Raw genomic sequence first — 12,615 nt, 5'->3', positions numbered from 1 at the left:
GTCAGCATTCAGCGGTCAGCCATCAGCTCTGTTCAAGGTTGTCATTTTTCAAAAATACTTTTCTGTTACGCTCGGGAAGCCATGAAGGGCTTTCCGGGTTTTTTCTTTGCAGGTGAAGGGTGAAGTGGGTCGTGTGGGTGCTGGTGCTGGTCCTGGCAGCAGGCACAGCTTCTCATTTTCGCCAGACCGCCATTCTGGAGCACCAGTTGCAGCTTTCCAGGCAGCAGACTGCATCTCTGGAAAAAGGCAATCAGAAGCTGAAAAAGCAGATCTCCAGGCACGTCCAGAGCATCCAGAAACTCAAAAAAGAGATCCACACTCTGAAAAACAGCGATCAGGCCCAGTTTGAGCGGGCCATCAAAATCCTGCAATCTGGAAAAAGGGATCTGGCCCTGCAAAGCCTGAGGAATTTCGTGCAGCGCCATCCCAGATCGAAATACCTGGCAAAAGCCAGCACAGAAGTGAAACGCCTCGAGACCCAGATCTACAGGGAGCATCAGGCCCGCGTGAAGAAACAGCAGGAGGCGACACGCAGGGCTGCGGAACAGGCCCGACAGGCAGCCATGCAAAAGCAGGGATTTGAGGTCGTATCTGTGCACACCGACTGGATCAGGTCCGGGACAAACCAGTACACCCCCAGAATCCAACTGCAGGTGAAAAGCCTGACCTCAAAGCCCATCAATGGTCTGATGTTCAGGGCGAAGTTTCTGCTGGAAGGAACGGGAGAACGACTCGGGACTTCAGACGTCAAATTGGAGCTTGCAGGCACACAGGAGGTCCTGCTGATGAGCAGCAACAGCATTGTGTTGGAAACTGGCGAAGTCTCCAAACTGCCTGCAACCTCTGTGCAAGTCACTTTTGATGGGACAGGTCAATCGGGAGAGGTGGGCGCTTTCCCGATCAAACCTGTGGTTGCAAGGTGAGGTTCAGAGCAACTTTTCTGCAAAGATGGCCCGACAGGCCGTTCAAGGACATGCAGATTGCTGCCAACAGGGCGAGGCATGCCTCGCCCCTGCAATGGTGGTGATAGGGCCTTCTGCCTTCTGCGTGTCTCACCTTCTGCTCCCAACAGGTCTATAACCCAGAAAATCCTGTTCTCCTGCAAGGTTTAGACTGATTTTCATGTTCAAGGCCAAGCTTTCCCAGAAGATTCAAGCCTTAAAACCCTCCAGCACGGTGGCGGTGACCTCCCGTGCTCTGGAACTGAAACGCCAGGGGATCGATGTGATTTCCATGTCGGTGGGTGAACCGGATTTTGACACCCCGGACCATGTGAAGGAGGCTGCGTATCAGGCCATTCGCAGTGGCAAAACAAAATACACCCCTGTGAACGGGATTTTTGAATTGCGCGAGGTCATCAGCGAGAAACTGCTCAGGGAAAACGGCCTGACCTACACTCCTGAGCAGGTCACGGTGACTTCCGGGGGCAAGCAGGCGCTCTTCAATGCCCTGGTGGCCCTGATTGATCCCGGGGATGAGGTGATCATTCCTGCACCTTTCTGGGTGTCCTATCCGGAGATGGTGACTTTTGCAGGAGGGGTTCCGGTTTTTGTGGACACCCCCGCAGAAGAAGGATATGCCCTTGACCCTGAGAAGGTGCGTGCTGCAGTCACGCACCGCACCGTGGCCATCATGATCAACAGTCCCTCCAACCCGACAGGCGTGGTTTATCCTGAAGCCACCATTCGGGCTCTGGTGGAGTTGTGTGTGGAAAAAGACCTGCTCCTGATCACCGATGAGATGTACGAGCACATCATCTATGACGAGAAGCATGTCTCTGCAGCAACTTACGGCTGGGACCATGTGCTGACCATCAATGGGGCTTCCAAGGCTTACGCCATGACTGGTTGGCGCATTGGTTATGCCGCAGGCCCAGAGCACCTGATCAAGGCCATGAATGCCATTCAGGGACAGAGCACCTCCAATGCCAACAGTGTGGCCCAGTACGCTGCTTTAGAAGCCATCCGGGACAGCAGGCAGTACATTGATTTTGCCCGTGAGAAGTTCCGGGAACGCCGGGATTTCATTGTCTCCGAACTGAACCATATGGGCCTGCCCACCCCCACCCCTCAGGGCGCTTTCTATGTCATGGTGGACACCACCTCCATTCATGCAGATGAGATCGAGGCCGCCAGACGCATCCTGGACGATGCCAAAGTGGCTGTGGTCCCTGGCACGGATTTCCGGGCTCCGGGCCGCATCCGCATCAGTTACGCCACCAGCATGGAGAACATTCAGGAGGCGTTGCGTCGCATTGGCACATTGCTGTGAACTGACTTTTTCTGGACAGGGGCAGGTTTCCCTGTCCTTCTTTTTTCACGGATTGCCCTGGATTGAATTGCCGTATTTTGCATACCGTGCTATAATGTTCTACATCAGTCGGCGAAGAGCCGATTTTTTTATTGCCTTTTTTGCAGATCGTGTGCTGGCTCCTGAATTCTTAGAGGCAATGGCATAAAATATGGCCCATGTCACTGTTCGTCTTCGATGTGGATGGCACCCTCATCGATGAAGCCACCGATGCCCACGCGCCAGAACTGGTCACGCACCTGCAGGCCCTGAAAGCCAGTGGTCACAGGATCGCACTGATCACCGGGCGTCTGGGGCTGCCACGGGCCCTGCTGAACCTCATTGAGCCAGATGCCCGGGCTCTCGGGAATGGCCACAGAATTGTGCTGGGAGAAAACCAGGTGCGCACCCACATCCTCACGTCTGCAGAAGTTGAAGCCGTACTTGCCCTCATGCCTGATGGGCTGGAAGTGGTGGGCTCTGCCCTGACCGATCGACCTCTGGCTTTCGTTCAGGATGTGGACGCTCCAGTGTGGGAAGAGTGGCGGCAGGCAGGTCAGTTGCGTTCACTTGAAGAAATGACCGGCCACAACATCCTGCAACTGCAATTCAGAGGCAAAGCTGTCCCCCTGCTGAAATCCAGAATTCGTGAAACGTTGCCGCACCTGAACGCCTCGGGTGCAATGGAACCTTATCTGGAGTTCCTGACGGTCACTGCACAGCAGGCCAACAAAGGCCATGCCCTGAAAGAAATTTCGGCCCTTCTGGACATTCCGCTTGAAGACGTGGTGGCTTTTGGAGACAGTGAGAACGATCTGGAGATGCTGCGCCTGGCGGGGCACTCCGTGCAGGTGGGACATGTCTCCTGCCTGAAAGACATCTGCAAAGAACAGGTGTCCTGCCCACTGGTGGGGGTCCCCCAGTGGCTTGGACGGTACCTGGAAGGAAGACCCTGATGCGTGCACTTTTGACCGTGCTGATGCTGCTGGGCGGCGCACTGGCCGCCACACCCTCCAAGGTGGAGACCCTCCACATCAAGACCAACACCCTGGGCCGGACCATGACGGTGCGGGTTTACCTGCCCCCCGATTATGACAAGCAGAAGAAGTATCCCACCGCGTACCTGCTGCACCCTTACGGTGGAAACGCCAGTTTCTGGTTTGGCAGCATGCAGACCCGAAAGGTGATGGATCGACTGCTTGAAGAGAAGAAAGTTCAGCCCATGCTGATTGTCTCGCCAGACTATGACAACAGTTTTGCGGTGAACAGCCGTGAAGCCATTGCCGGGGTGAATGCAGGCCGCTACGCCGATTACATTGTGCAGGAACTCATTCCCTACATCGACAACCGGTACTCCACCACCACCTCCAGAGATGGGCGTTTCATCGGGGGCACTTCGATGGGGGGGTTTGCTGCCCTGTTTCTGGGCCTCACCTACACCGAACTCTTCAGCAAGATTGCAGTCCAGAGTGCTGCCATCTGGGATGGCAACAACGATCTGTACCAGGACCAGCGGGACTGGCTTTACGCCACACCAGCCTTGAAGGCAGACCGTGATCCCTTTCAGCTCCTTTCCAAAGTCAACCTCAAGAGCCTGGTGTTCCGGGTGGATGTGGGCAAGTCCGACCCCCTCAGGGATGTGAATGAACACCTGGTGCGTGCTTTGCGGGAAGCTGGAGCACAGGTGGAGTTCTCTGAAGAGAAAGGCGGCCATGACACGGCGTACTGGTCCAGCCAGTTGCCGGGTCTGCTGACCTTCTTTGGAAAAGCACCCTGAACAAACAGGGAATGGCATCCAGTCTCAATGCAGCCTGAACGGTACAATAAGGTCCTTGTGAGCACGCACCTTCTGGCCTTTGATTTTGATGGCACCCTTTTTGACGAGCACGAACAGCAGGTCCCGGAGGCGCTTTACGGGCTGATTCAGCAGGCTTTTGATGCTGGCATCCGCATTGCCCTGATCACAGGCCGCTGGGAGTTGCCCCCTGAGTTTCTGGCAAGGTTGCCCCACCATGCCCGCGCCACGAGCAATGGTGGGCAGGTGCGCATTCAGGATGAGATCCACGTGCAGCACCTCATTTCGCAGGAGGATGTGGAGAAAGTGGCCCGGCTGACCCACACCGAGGCAGAACTGTATGCCTTCTCGACCACCCACTTTTTCACCCGGGCACCCCAGGGGGCACGCAGCCAGCGCTGGAGCCGTTACCTCCCCGTGAAGCCTCTTGAGGAGCTGGTGGGGGCAAAAGTCATGAAGCTCAACGTGGACCACATTTCGGTTCCAGAACTGAAATCCACCCTCTCTGAGCACCTGCCCCACCTGACCCTCACGGGCGGTCAGGTGCCCTACGAGCACTTCCTGACCATCACCCCCACCCAGGCCAACAAGGCTGAGGCCCTGAAGTACATTGCCAGCACACTCGGGGTGGGCCTGAAAGACACCACCGTCTTCGGGGACAGCGACAATGACATTGAGATGCTGCGTCTGGCCGGGCATGCTGTGCAGGTCGGGCACATGCCTTATTTGCAGGAGGTCTCGGACGAACAGGTGGACCGACCCGCAGACCTTGTTGCCTGGCTGCAAAACTTCCTGGCGGGCGTGAAGGTGTGAAACTGCTGGTCTGCGGCAACGTCAACGTGGAAACCAGTGTTCCCGTTGAGGGCTTCCCTCTGGAGTACCAGCCCGTGAATTACCTGAAGTTCCAGACCACGATGCGGGTGGGAGGGGTGGGGTTCAACGTTGCGAAGGCCCTGAAAACGCTGGGCAGCGAAGTGCATTTTGCAGCCCTGACCGCACCCGATCTGCCGGGTCAGGTGGTCCGGCAGGAGATCAAACGCTCAGGTCTTCCTCTGGCCTTTCTCTCGGAAGTGCTTTCAGAGACCCCGCAGGCAGTGGTGCTGCATGACCCCGCAGGACGACGCCAGATTTTCACCGACCTGAAAGACCTGCCCGATCGGACCTATTCGCAGCAGCTTTTTCATGAGGCCCTGCAGGGCACCCACTTTGCCGTCATGACCAATGCACCCTTTGTGAAACCTCTGGTGCAGGATGTGGTGGGCAGTGGTGTGCCCTTCGTGACAGACGTGCAGGACCTGCAAAGCCTGCACCACGAATACAACCTTCCTTTTCTGGAGCATGCAGAGGTGCTCTTCTTCAGCCATGAGAAAATGCCAGAGCCTCCTGCAGAATTTGCCCCAAAACTCGCCCGCACGTATGGCACAGAGGTGATCGTGGTGGGTCTGGGGGAAGAAGGGGCTCTGCTGTATCAGGACCGCACCCTGCAGCATGTGCCTGCCTACCCCCCCGCAGTGGTGCGCAGCACGGTGGGGGCCGGAGACGCCCTGTGCGCCTGTTTCACCCACTTCTATGCCAGAGGCATGCACCCTCTGGAAGCGCTGCAACGGGCGGTGGTTTTTGCTGGAGTGAAGATCTCAACCACCGGAGGCAGTGAAGGCTTCCTCAACGAAACCCAGCTGGAAAGTGTCTTTTCTACACTGCAACACGGGTGACATTCGGCTACAATGGTCCGCGTATGCCCAAAGTCACGGTGGAAAATTACGGTACATTCGAAATCGAACAAGGCAAGAGACTGGTCCTGGGGCTCGAAGAGGCAGGCGTGGACGTGCTGCACCGCTGCGGTGGCAAGGCACGCTGCACCACCTGCATGGTCGAAATCCTGGAGGGTACCCCCACCCCCATGACAGTGGCTGAAAAGACCGTCCTGGAAGCCAAAGGGCTTTATGGACAGGGCCGCCTGAGCTGCCAGATCACCTGCGAGTCTGACCTGGGCCTCAGGACCATCAAAACCACAAAAACCACAGGACTGGAACCTGGAACGAAACCAGCAGAGGTCATTGAGCCTCAACCTGAGTATCTGGCAGAAGGCTGAAGGCCGGGAGCCCAGAGCCAAGCGACTCAGCGCGAAGCAGGCCGCCCTGCAAGCGCGGAGTAGAGTCAAGACAGGGCCGAGGGCAAAAACAGAAGCCAGGGACATGAAATCAATGCATCCAATGGTTCATGACGTATGCTCAGAACATGGAACACTGGCTGCCCCAGATCTTCCTTTTTGGAGGGGGAGTGTATGCCCTTGCAGGCAGTGTTTTCAACTGGAACTGGTTTTTTGAAGATGATTTCTCTGGTCTGATGGTGGAATGGCTCGGAAGAAAAGGAGCCCGAATCTTCTATGCTGGACTCGGGCTTTTTTTGGTGTTTGTCGGCTGGGTGTTCACCCTTTAAACAGGTTTCAGAAGGTCATTTCAAGTAAGGATAGGGATTCATGGCCTTCCATTTGAAATCATAAATGCCGTAGTGCAGATGGGGTGGCGTGGTCCGGGCATTTCCGGTGTTCCCCACATAACCCAGAACTGCACCTGCTTCGACCCAGTCTCCCACCCTGATGTCTGCTGCATATTTTGAGAGGTGGGCATAGTAGTGGTAATTTCCACCAGGCCCCAGGACCGTGACGGTCTCCCCTCCCAGACGGTTCCAGCCAATGCGGGTCACAATGCCTCTGGTGCTGCTCAGGATGGGGGTTCCTGTTTTCGCAAAGATGTCGATGCCTTCATGCTTGCGCCCCTCACTGCGGGCCCCTCCCCAGGTGTCCACCAGCTGGTTGCGGCCCACCCCCTTCACCGGAACAGGAAGCTCCTGAGGCATGGGTTCCCGCATGAGCTCGGCATAGCGGGCAGCATTGCGCAGGTAGGGATAAAGCAGAACACCAATCACAATCAGGACAACCAGGGGAAGGGTCCAGCGCAGGGCTTTAAGCATATGCTTTCAGTGTTTCAAGTTTTGAATGAGGATTTTACTGTTTTCAGGAGATCTTTGAGAAGTCAGCAGCTTTCGTTACAGAAAGTTTCTACCCACAGGGCGAGGCATGCCTCGCCCCTACACCTGCCCTCGGCCCTCGGCCTTCTCCCCACTGTGAACTGTGAACTGTGAACTGCAAATCCCTGATGGTAGACTTGACCCCGTATGAGCGAGTGGCTGGATGAAAGTTATTTCGAGTACCTGAACGGTGTGGACCTGTACTTCGAGCAGGTCGGAGACCCGATGAATCCTGCCATCATTTACCTGCATGGCGGGCCTGGTTACAACAGTTCCTCTTTCCGGGACCTGATCGGTGAGGACCTGATGCACTACCAGATGGTCTACCTGGACCAGAGGGGCAGTGGGCGCAGTGGGGAACTGAAACAGGACACCCTCTTGATTGATGATCTGGTGGAAGACCTGGAGGCCGTGCGGGATTTTCTGGGGCTGGAGACCTTCACACCACTGGGGCACGGTTTTGGTGCACTGATTGCCCTGGAGTATGGCCGCAGGTACCCGCAGCATGTGCAGAAGATCATCACGGTGAACCCCTGGATTCACATGCCGGAACTGGCCCTGGAGTTGCTGAAGGCCGCAGCGGAGTACACCGGGAAGCCTTTTGAGGACCCCAGGGCAGAGATCCTGCAGAACCTCAAGGAAGACGAGTACCCCCTGGTGGGTGCCGTGCGGGTGGAGCGGGCTTTTGAGCTGCTGAACGCCCGTGACCTCCTCAACCACATGCAGTTCAAGGACATGCAGAGCCGCATGCGCCTGGAGTTCAGCGATGTGGAGGCGCAGCTTCTGGGCAGCGGTGAGGTGCAGGAGGCTTTCGTGCGGGCAGGGATGTGGGAGTTTGAGTACCCCGGTTTCCTGGTCGAGCAGGAATGCCCGATTTTCGCCCTGGTGGGCCAGCATGACCGCACCAGCTACCCGGATCAGGTGCAGTGGCTGGAAGATCTGGCCGGGGCAGAAATCACCGTACTGGATGCTGGACACTATCCGTGGCTGGATGCTCCGGAGGACTTTGTGGATGCACTGGACCGCATTCTGCTGGACTGATCAGTCCTCGTGCTCGTCTCCGGGCACCAGAAAGAGCCCCATCAGGTGTTTTTCACCGCCAGGATTCTGTTTCTGGCGGTATTTTTCGTACAGGTCGAGCAGTTCCGCAGTCAGGCTGCGGGCATCTTCCACCGTCAGCTCCATGTTCTGCCACATGCCCAGAATGCGGTGTTTGACCATCATCTCGCGTGGGCTGGTTTCATCGAGAGATGGAGGGTTCTGCTGCCCAAAGACCGTGGAGAGTTTGCGGTCCTGCTCGCCAAGCTGGAAGGTCAGGCCCCATTCACCCACCTGTGGAACGTTGCGGAAGGCCAGTTCCAGAAAACGGTGCATCAGGGGTTCGATCTGTTCGGCCATGAAGTCCACCACGGTGCTGTACACGGTGTCTTTGAAGGGCAGGAAGAATTTTTCCTGGGTGGGGGCGTAGTACTTGATGGGCCGGCCTGCCCGTTTTTCCTCGCGGGAGACTTTGAGGATGCCTGCCTTGATGAGTTGCTGCACCCGGTAGTGGGCTTCGCTCATGTCCATGTGGAGGCTTTCCACCAGATCCTTGAGGGTGTGTTCCCGCTGCATGCAGGCCCCCAGAATGCGCTGGTTGAGGCTGTTGAGGAGCACATTGCAGTTGCGTCTCTCGCTGACGTCAATCATGGTTTTTCTCCGCAAAGAAAAGCCCGACCCAGTGCGGTCTGGCCTCCGGGTCCTGCAGATGGGTGTATTTCCGGTAAACGCCAATGAGTTCCTGGTACATGGCCTCTGCCTGCTCTGGAGCCAGCCTGAGCTGGTCAAAGGTCCCCAGAATGTGGTTTTCGGTGGCCCACTGTTCGATGGGGTTGCGCTCCAGACCATGATCGGTTTCCCGCTGGATCTGCAACATGAAACTCTGCCTGCGGTGGCTGTAGGCAATGGAGAGCCCCCACTCTCCGGGCAGGTCCTGAGCTTTCTGGAAGGCCGATTCCCAGAAGCCCCGCAGGGAGGGCGCAGTCAGGCCGTGGCAGTATTCGGCCATGTCCTCATAGGGGGTGTTGCGGAAGGCCACAAAGAACGACTCATCGGTGGCCTGATAATGCTTGATGGGGCGTCCTGCCCGCTTTTCGGTCCGGCTGATTTTCAGGATGCCTGCCCGCAGGAGGCGCTGCACCCGGTAGTAGATGCCGTTCATTTCTGTCCTGAGCTGTTCGGTCAGGTCGCTGAGGGTGCGTTCCCGGGGAATGCACAGTTCGACAATCTGACGGTTGAGGGGTTCGAGAAGCAGGACAGGCGCAGCCACGGTCATGGTTTCATGGTGCCAAACTTCTACTTGAAAATCAGTATTTTTTCTGGAGTAGCTTTGCCAGCACCATCAGAACATGAGTGCGACCAAACTGTGGAACAAGAATTTCACCCTGTACTGGCTCGGAACGGCGCAGTCCAATTTTGGAGATGCCTTGAACGGCATTGCCATGAGCTTCCTGATTCTGGACCTGACCGGCTCAGCGACCAGCATGGGCATCAACCTGGCCCTCTCCATGCTTCCGGGCATCCTGAGCCCTTTTGCCGGGAACCTGATCGACCGCATCCCCCTCAAACCCCCTCTGGTGGTGGGGGACCTGCTGAGGGGAATGCTTGGCCTCGGGGTGTTTTATCTGGCCGCCCACCAGATGCTCACCGTTCCCTTGATCTACCTGTTCACGGTGCTCTTCAGCCTGATCGGGGTGATCTACCGCCCTGCTGCAGGAAAAATCTTCCCGGAATTGGTGCCCAGGGACCAGCTCACCCGCGCCAATGGCCTGATGGGCACGGCCACCCAGACCATGCAACTTCTTGGACTGGTGGGAGGGGGACTGCTGATCAGCACCCTGGGCACCGCCAATGCCCTGTTGATCGATGCCATCACCTTCTTCATCATGGCGGTGGTGTTCATGCTTGTGGACATCCCAAAACTGCACCCCAGCAAGCCTGAGCCTTTCTGGCAGGGCATGAAGGCAGGAATGCAGGTGATTGGCCGCAACAGCATTCTGCTGCTGGTGATGGTCATGGCCTTCCTGATCAATGGTTCGCTGGCCCCCACACAGGTCCTCACCCCCAGAATCATGCAGGAAATCGGTCTGGGAGCCAAAGGGTACGGCTTCTGGATGGGGGCGTTCTCTGGAGGGATGGTGCTGGGCAGCATTCTGGTCTCCATCTTCGGCAACAAATGGAAACCTTCCCTGATGGTCTTTGTGGGCCTGTTCGGCCTCGGGGTGTGCATGCTCGGGATGATGCCCCAGAAGCACATCTGGGTGATGTTCGCAGCTTCTGCCCTGATGGGCGTGATGGTGGCTTTTGCCAACACCTTCATCTCGGTCCTGCTGCAAAGCACCGTTGAGGCCCAATTCAGAGGTCGTGTGTTTGGGGTGCTGGGCACCGTCGCACAGATCGGCATGCCCCTGATGATCCTGGCTGTTTCTGGGGTGGCAGATCAGCTTCCAGCCAGTGTGGCCTTCATCTTCGCCTCTGTGGTGACCATTTTGATGAGCCTCGTGTGGGCTGCACTTTCGGGCAAACGCCTGAAAGCCTCACAGGTCACCGCCTGACTTCAGGGCACACCCATCCTGCTGGGACATCGTCTTAAGATTCATTTGAATGTGTGGGATTTCTCTCCAACGTGAAAAAAAATGCACAGTAAACTACGTGCACACTTCTTCCTCTGGTGATCCCGGGCCGCACACCCGGGATCAATTTTGGTTTATTCAGAGCGTGCTTTCCTGCCCATCAGGATGCTGATGCCCTGCGAGAAGGTGATCCTGTTCTCCAGAATCTGGTACACCACCTCCACAATCGGGAGGTCAGCGTGGTGGGTCTGTGCCCACTCGTGCAGCAGGTAGGTGCTGCGGATGCCCTCAATGGCCTTTCCTCCCTGCCTGGGGTCCTGACCCTGAGCCAGTTTCTCTCCTGCTGCACGGTTTCTGGAGTGCTGGCTGGTGCAGGTGGCGATCAGGTCTCCAAGGCCAGACAGACCAAACACCGTGTCCTCGTCTGCGCCCTGTGCGCTCAGGTAGCGCTGCATTTCCTTGAGGGCACGGGTCATCAGGGCCGATTTGGCGTTGTCTCCCAGTTTCAGGCCATCCACCAGACCTGCGGCCACCGCGATCACGTTTTTCAATACCCCTCCAAGTTCCACCCCAACCAGATCGGTGGAGGTGTACACCCGGAAACTGGGGGTCATCAGGAAACTCTGGGCCAGCACTGCAAAATCTTCATCCTCGCTGGCCACCACCGTGGCTGCAGGAAGGCCCCGACTGACCTCCTCGGCATGGTTGGGCCCTGAAAGCACCCCAAGGGTCTTGAACCCCATCTGCAGGGCCACCTGACTGAGGCGTTCCCCTCCCGCCCCGAGGCCCTTGGCGCACAGCACAATGGGGGTCTCTCTGGGCAGTTGCTCCAGCAGGTCCTGCACCCCCACACTGGGCACCACCACCAGAGCGAGGGTCACATGGTCCAGGGCCTGGTTCAGGTCAGACGTGATGGGCAGGTCATCCGGCAAAGGCACACCGGGCAGGTAATCCCGGTTCTCCCGCAGGTTCAGCAGTTCCTGGGTGAACTCCGGGCGTCTGGCCCACAAAACCACGCTGCGGGCATGCTGGTGCAGCATGGAGGCCAGGGCCGTTCCCCATCCGCCTGCCCCCAGAACAGCAATTTTAGCCACGGGTGGCCTCCTTCACACGGGCAAACAGCCACACCCTGGGGGTGTCTTCATCGGGCGCTGCATAATCGGGATATTCACAGATGGTGATGTCCCGGAACCCTGCCTTCTCAAGCAGTTCCCCGAGTTCCCGGGGATCATACCCACGCTCGGTGTGCTGCTCAATGAATTCCGATCCGTCTTCCATGCGAAAGAACGCCTGAATCATGCCCAGTTCCCGTTCCTCATCGTAGTGGTGGGACCAGTGGTAGTGCACGTCCTGCCCATCTTCTGCAGGTACCACCCCTTCAATGACCCCGCCCTCCCAGAGGTCACGCAGGCCGATCCGGGTGTTCACATCGGCAACAAACCAGCCGTCATCCGTCAGGTGGCCCCGCACACGCTCCATGCAGGCCAGCATGTCTTCATGGGTCAGCAGGTTGTTGATGGAATCAAACATGCAGGTGATCAGGTCAAATTGCCCGGGAACCTGAAAATCCGTCAGGCTGCCCTGCACGAAAGTCACGTCTGGCAGTTTCTTCTGGGCCACCGTCAGCATGTCTCTGGACAGGTCCAGCCCCGTCACTTGCAGACCAGCCTCCACAAAAGGACGGGTGCTGTTCCCGGTCCCACAGGCCAGATCCAGCACATTCCTGGGCGTGAAGCCCTCAGACCGCAGGAAAGTCAGGGTAAACTCTGCCCATCCGTCGTATTCAATCTCCCCCATGATGGCGTCATAAACGCTGGCGAGGGCAGTAAAAGGCGCTTGATGTGTCGTCACGGTTTTATTTTAAGCGTTGATGGGGTGAGCAGGCCGAGA

General features: G+C 57.3%; 15 protein-coding genes. 10 read left to right on the top strand and 5 right to left on the bottom strand.

The window, feature by feature from the left end:
* Positions 1–119 precede the first annotated feature (119 nt).
* From DC3_RS12795 to DC3_RS12760, 8 genes are all read left to right on the top strand, one after another.
* Complete coding sequence (locus DC3_RS12795; RefSeq protein WP_146884876.1) at positions 120–923, top strand: tol-pal system YbgF family protein; 804 nt, start codon at positions 120–122, stop codon at positions 921–923.
* Between the two features lie 199 nt (positions 924–1,122).
* Positions 1,123–2,271, top strand: coding sequence for a pyridoxal phosphate-dependent aminotransferase (locus tag DC3_RS12790; RefSeq protein WP_146884875.1), 1,149 nt, complete (start codon positions 1,123–1,125; stop codon positions 2,269–2,271).
* A gap of 197 nt (positions 2,272–2,468) precedes the next feature.
* Positions 2,469–3,245, top strand: a complete 777-nt coding sequence (locus DC3_RS12785; protein ID WP_146884873.1) for an HAD hydrolase family protein — start codon at positions 2,469–2,471, stop codon at positions 3,243–3,245.
* A complete protein-coding gene (locus DC3_RS12780; RefSeq protein WP_146884871.1) occupies positions 3,245–4,066 on the top strand; it encodes an alpha/beta hydrolase in 822 nt (273 codons plus the stop codon). Before DC3_RS12785 ends, DC3_RS12780 begins: the two co-directional genes overlap by 1 nt.
* Before the next feature lie 57 nt (positions 4,067–4,123).
* Positions 4,124–4,897: an HAD-IIB family hydrolase gene (locus DC3_RS12775; RefSeq protein WP_186816010.1), complete on the top strand. Its 774-nt coding sequence runs from the start codon at positions 4,124–4,126 to the stop codon at positions 4,895–4,897.
* The gene (locus DC3_RS12770) at positions 4,894–5,796 is read left to right on the top strand and encodes a carbohydrate kinase family protein (RefSeq protein ID WP_146884867.1); all 903 of its coding nucleotides are present in this window, start codon (positions 4,894–4,896) and stop codon (positions 5,794–5,796) included. Before DC3_RS12775 ends, DC3_RS12770 begins: the two co-directional genes overlap by 4 nt.
* A 23-nt stretch (positions 5,797–5,819) precedes the next feature.
* Positions 5,820–6,176, top strand: a complete 357-nt coding sequence (locus DC3_RS12765; RefSeq protein WP_146884865.1) for a 2Fe-2S iron-sulfur cluster-binding protein — start codon at positions 5,820–5,822, stop codon at positions 6,174–6,176.
* Positions 6,177–6,322: 146 nt separating this feature from the next.
* Positions 6,323–6,523: an immunity 17 family protein gene (locus tag DC3_RS12760; protein ID WP_146884863.1), complete on the top strand. Its 201-nt coding sequence runs from the start codon at positions 6,323–6,325 to the stop codon at positions 6,521–6,523.
* A 15-nt stretch (positions 6,524–6,538) separates the two neighbouring features.
* Here the strand turns inward: DC3_RS12760 and DC3_RS12755 are convergent, their stop codons facing one another.
* Positions 6,539–7,057: a M23 family metallopeptidase gene (locus DC3_RS12755; protein WP_146884862.1), complete on the bottom strand. Its 519-nt coding sequence runs from the start codon at positions 7,055–7,057 to the stop codon at positions 6,539–6,541.
* Between the two features lie 204 nt (positions 7,058–7,261).
* Between DC3_RS12755 and DC3_RS12750 the strand changes: the two genes are divergently transcribed.
* Positions 7,262–8,155 (top strand): alpha/beta fold hydrolase, encoded by an 894-nt coding sequence (locus tag DC3_RS12750; RefSeq protein ID WP_146884860.1) that lies wholly within the window; start codon positions 7,262–7,264, stop codon positions 8,153–8,155.
* Here the strand turns inward: DC3_RS12750 and DC3_RS12745 are convergent, their stop codons facing one another.
* The gene (locus DC3_RS12745) at positions 8,156–8,803 is read right to left on the bottom strand and encodes a helix-turn-helix domain-containing protein (protein ID WP_146884858.1); all 648 of its coding nucleotides are present in this window, start codon (positions 8,801–8,803) and stop codon (positions 8,156–8,158) included.
* Positions 8,796–9,428, bottom strand: coding sequence for a winged helix-turn-helix domain-containing protein (locus tag DC3_RS12740; protein ID WP_146884856.1), 633 nt, complete (start codon positions 9,426–9,428; stop codon positions 8,796–8,798). Before DC3_RS12740 ends, DC3_RS12745 begins: the two co-directional genes overlap by 8 nt.
* Positions 9,429–9,501: 73 nt before the next feature.
* Between DC3_RS12740 and DC3_RS12735 the strand changes: the two genes are divergently transcribed.
* Positions 9,502–10,707 carry an MFS transporter gene (locus tag DC3_RS12735; protein ID WP_146884854.1) on the top strand — a complete coding sequence of 402 codons (1,206 nt, stop codon included), beginning with the start codon at positions 9,502–9,504 and terminating at the stop codon, positions 10,705–10,707.
* Between the two features lie 152 nt (positions 10,708–10,859).
* On the opposite strand, the gene DC3_RS12730 is transcribed toward DC3_RS12735, so the two are convergent.
* Together DC3_RS12730 and DC3_RS12725 are read right to left on the bottom strand one after the other, a co-directional pair.
* Positions 10,860–11,819 (bottom strand): NAD(P)H-dependent glycerol-3-phosphate dehydrogenase, encoded by a 960-nt coding sequence (locus tag DC3_RS12730; RefSeq protein WP_146884852.1) that lies wholly within the window; start codon positions 11,817–11,819, stop codon positions 10,860–10,862.
* A complete protein-coding gene (locus DC3_RS12725; RefSeq protein WP_246130656.1) occupies positions 11,812–12,576 on the bottom strand; it encodes a class I SAM-dependent DNA methyltransferase in 765 nt (254 codons plus the stop codon). The genes DC3_RS12730 and DC3_RS12725 overlap by 8 nt, the downstream gene beginning before the upstream one ends.
* Positions 12,577–12,615 lie beyond the last annotated feature (39 nt).

Source organism: Deinococcus cellulosilyticus NBRC 106333 = KACC 11606 (assembly GCF_007990775.1).
GTDB lineage: Bacteria > Deinococcota > Deinococci > Deinococcales > Deinococcaceae > Deinococcus_C > Deinococcus_C cellulosilyticus.
Note: the sequence above shows the minus strand (reverse complement) of the source record. Positions and strands in the feature narration are given on the sequence as shown.

Coding starts and splice junctions, on each gene's coding strand:
- DC3_RS12790 (WP_146884875.1), top strand. CDS start 1,123: ATGTTCAAGGCCAAGCTTTCCCAGAAGATTCAAGCCTTAAAACCCTCC.
- DC3_RS12785 (WP_146884873.1), top strand. CDS start 2,469: ATGTCACTGTTCGTCTTCGATGTGGATGGCACCCTCATCGATGAAGCC.
- DC3_RS12780 (WP_146884871.1), top strand. CDS start 3,245: ATGCGTGCACTTTTGACCGTGCTGATGCTGCTGGGCGGCGCACTGGCC.
- DC3_RS12765 (WP_146884865.1), top strand. CDS start 5,820: ATGCCCAAAGTCACGGTGGAAAATTACGGTACATTCGAAATCGAACAA.
- DC3_RS12760 (WP_146884863.1), top strand. CDS start 6,323: ATGGAACACTGGCTGCCCCAGATCTTCCTTTTTGGAGGGGGAGTGTAT.
- DC3_RS12755 (WP_146884862.1), bottom strand. CDS start 7,057: ATGCTTAAAGCCCTGCGCTGGACCCTTCCCCTGGTTGTCCTGATTGTG.
- DC3_RS12750 (WP_146884860.1), top strand. CDS start 7,262: ATGAGCGAGTGGCTGGATGAAAGTTATTTCGAGTACCTGAACGGTGTG.
- DC3_RS12745 (WP_146884858.1), bottom strand. CDS start 8,803: ATGATTGACGTCAGCGAGAGACGCAACTGCAATGTGCTCCTCAACAGC.
- DC3_RS12740 (WP_146884856.1), bottom strand. CDS start 9,428: ATGACCGTGGCTGCGCCTGTCCTGCTTCTCGAACCCCTCAACCGTCAG.
- DC3_RS12735 (WP_146884854.1), top strand. CDS start 9,502: ATGAGTGCGACCAAACTGTGGAACAAGAATTTCACCCTGTACTGGCTC.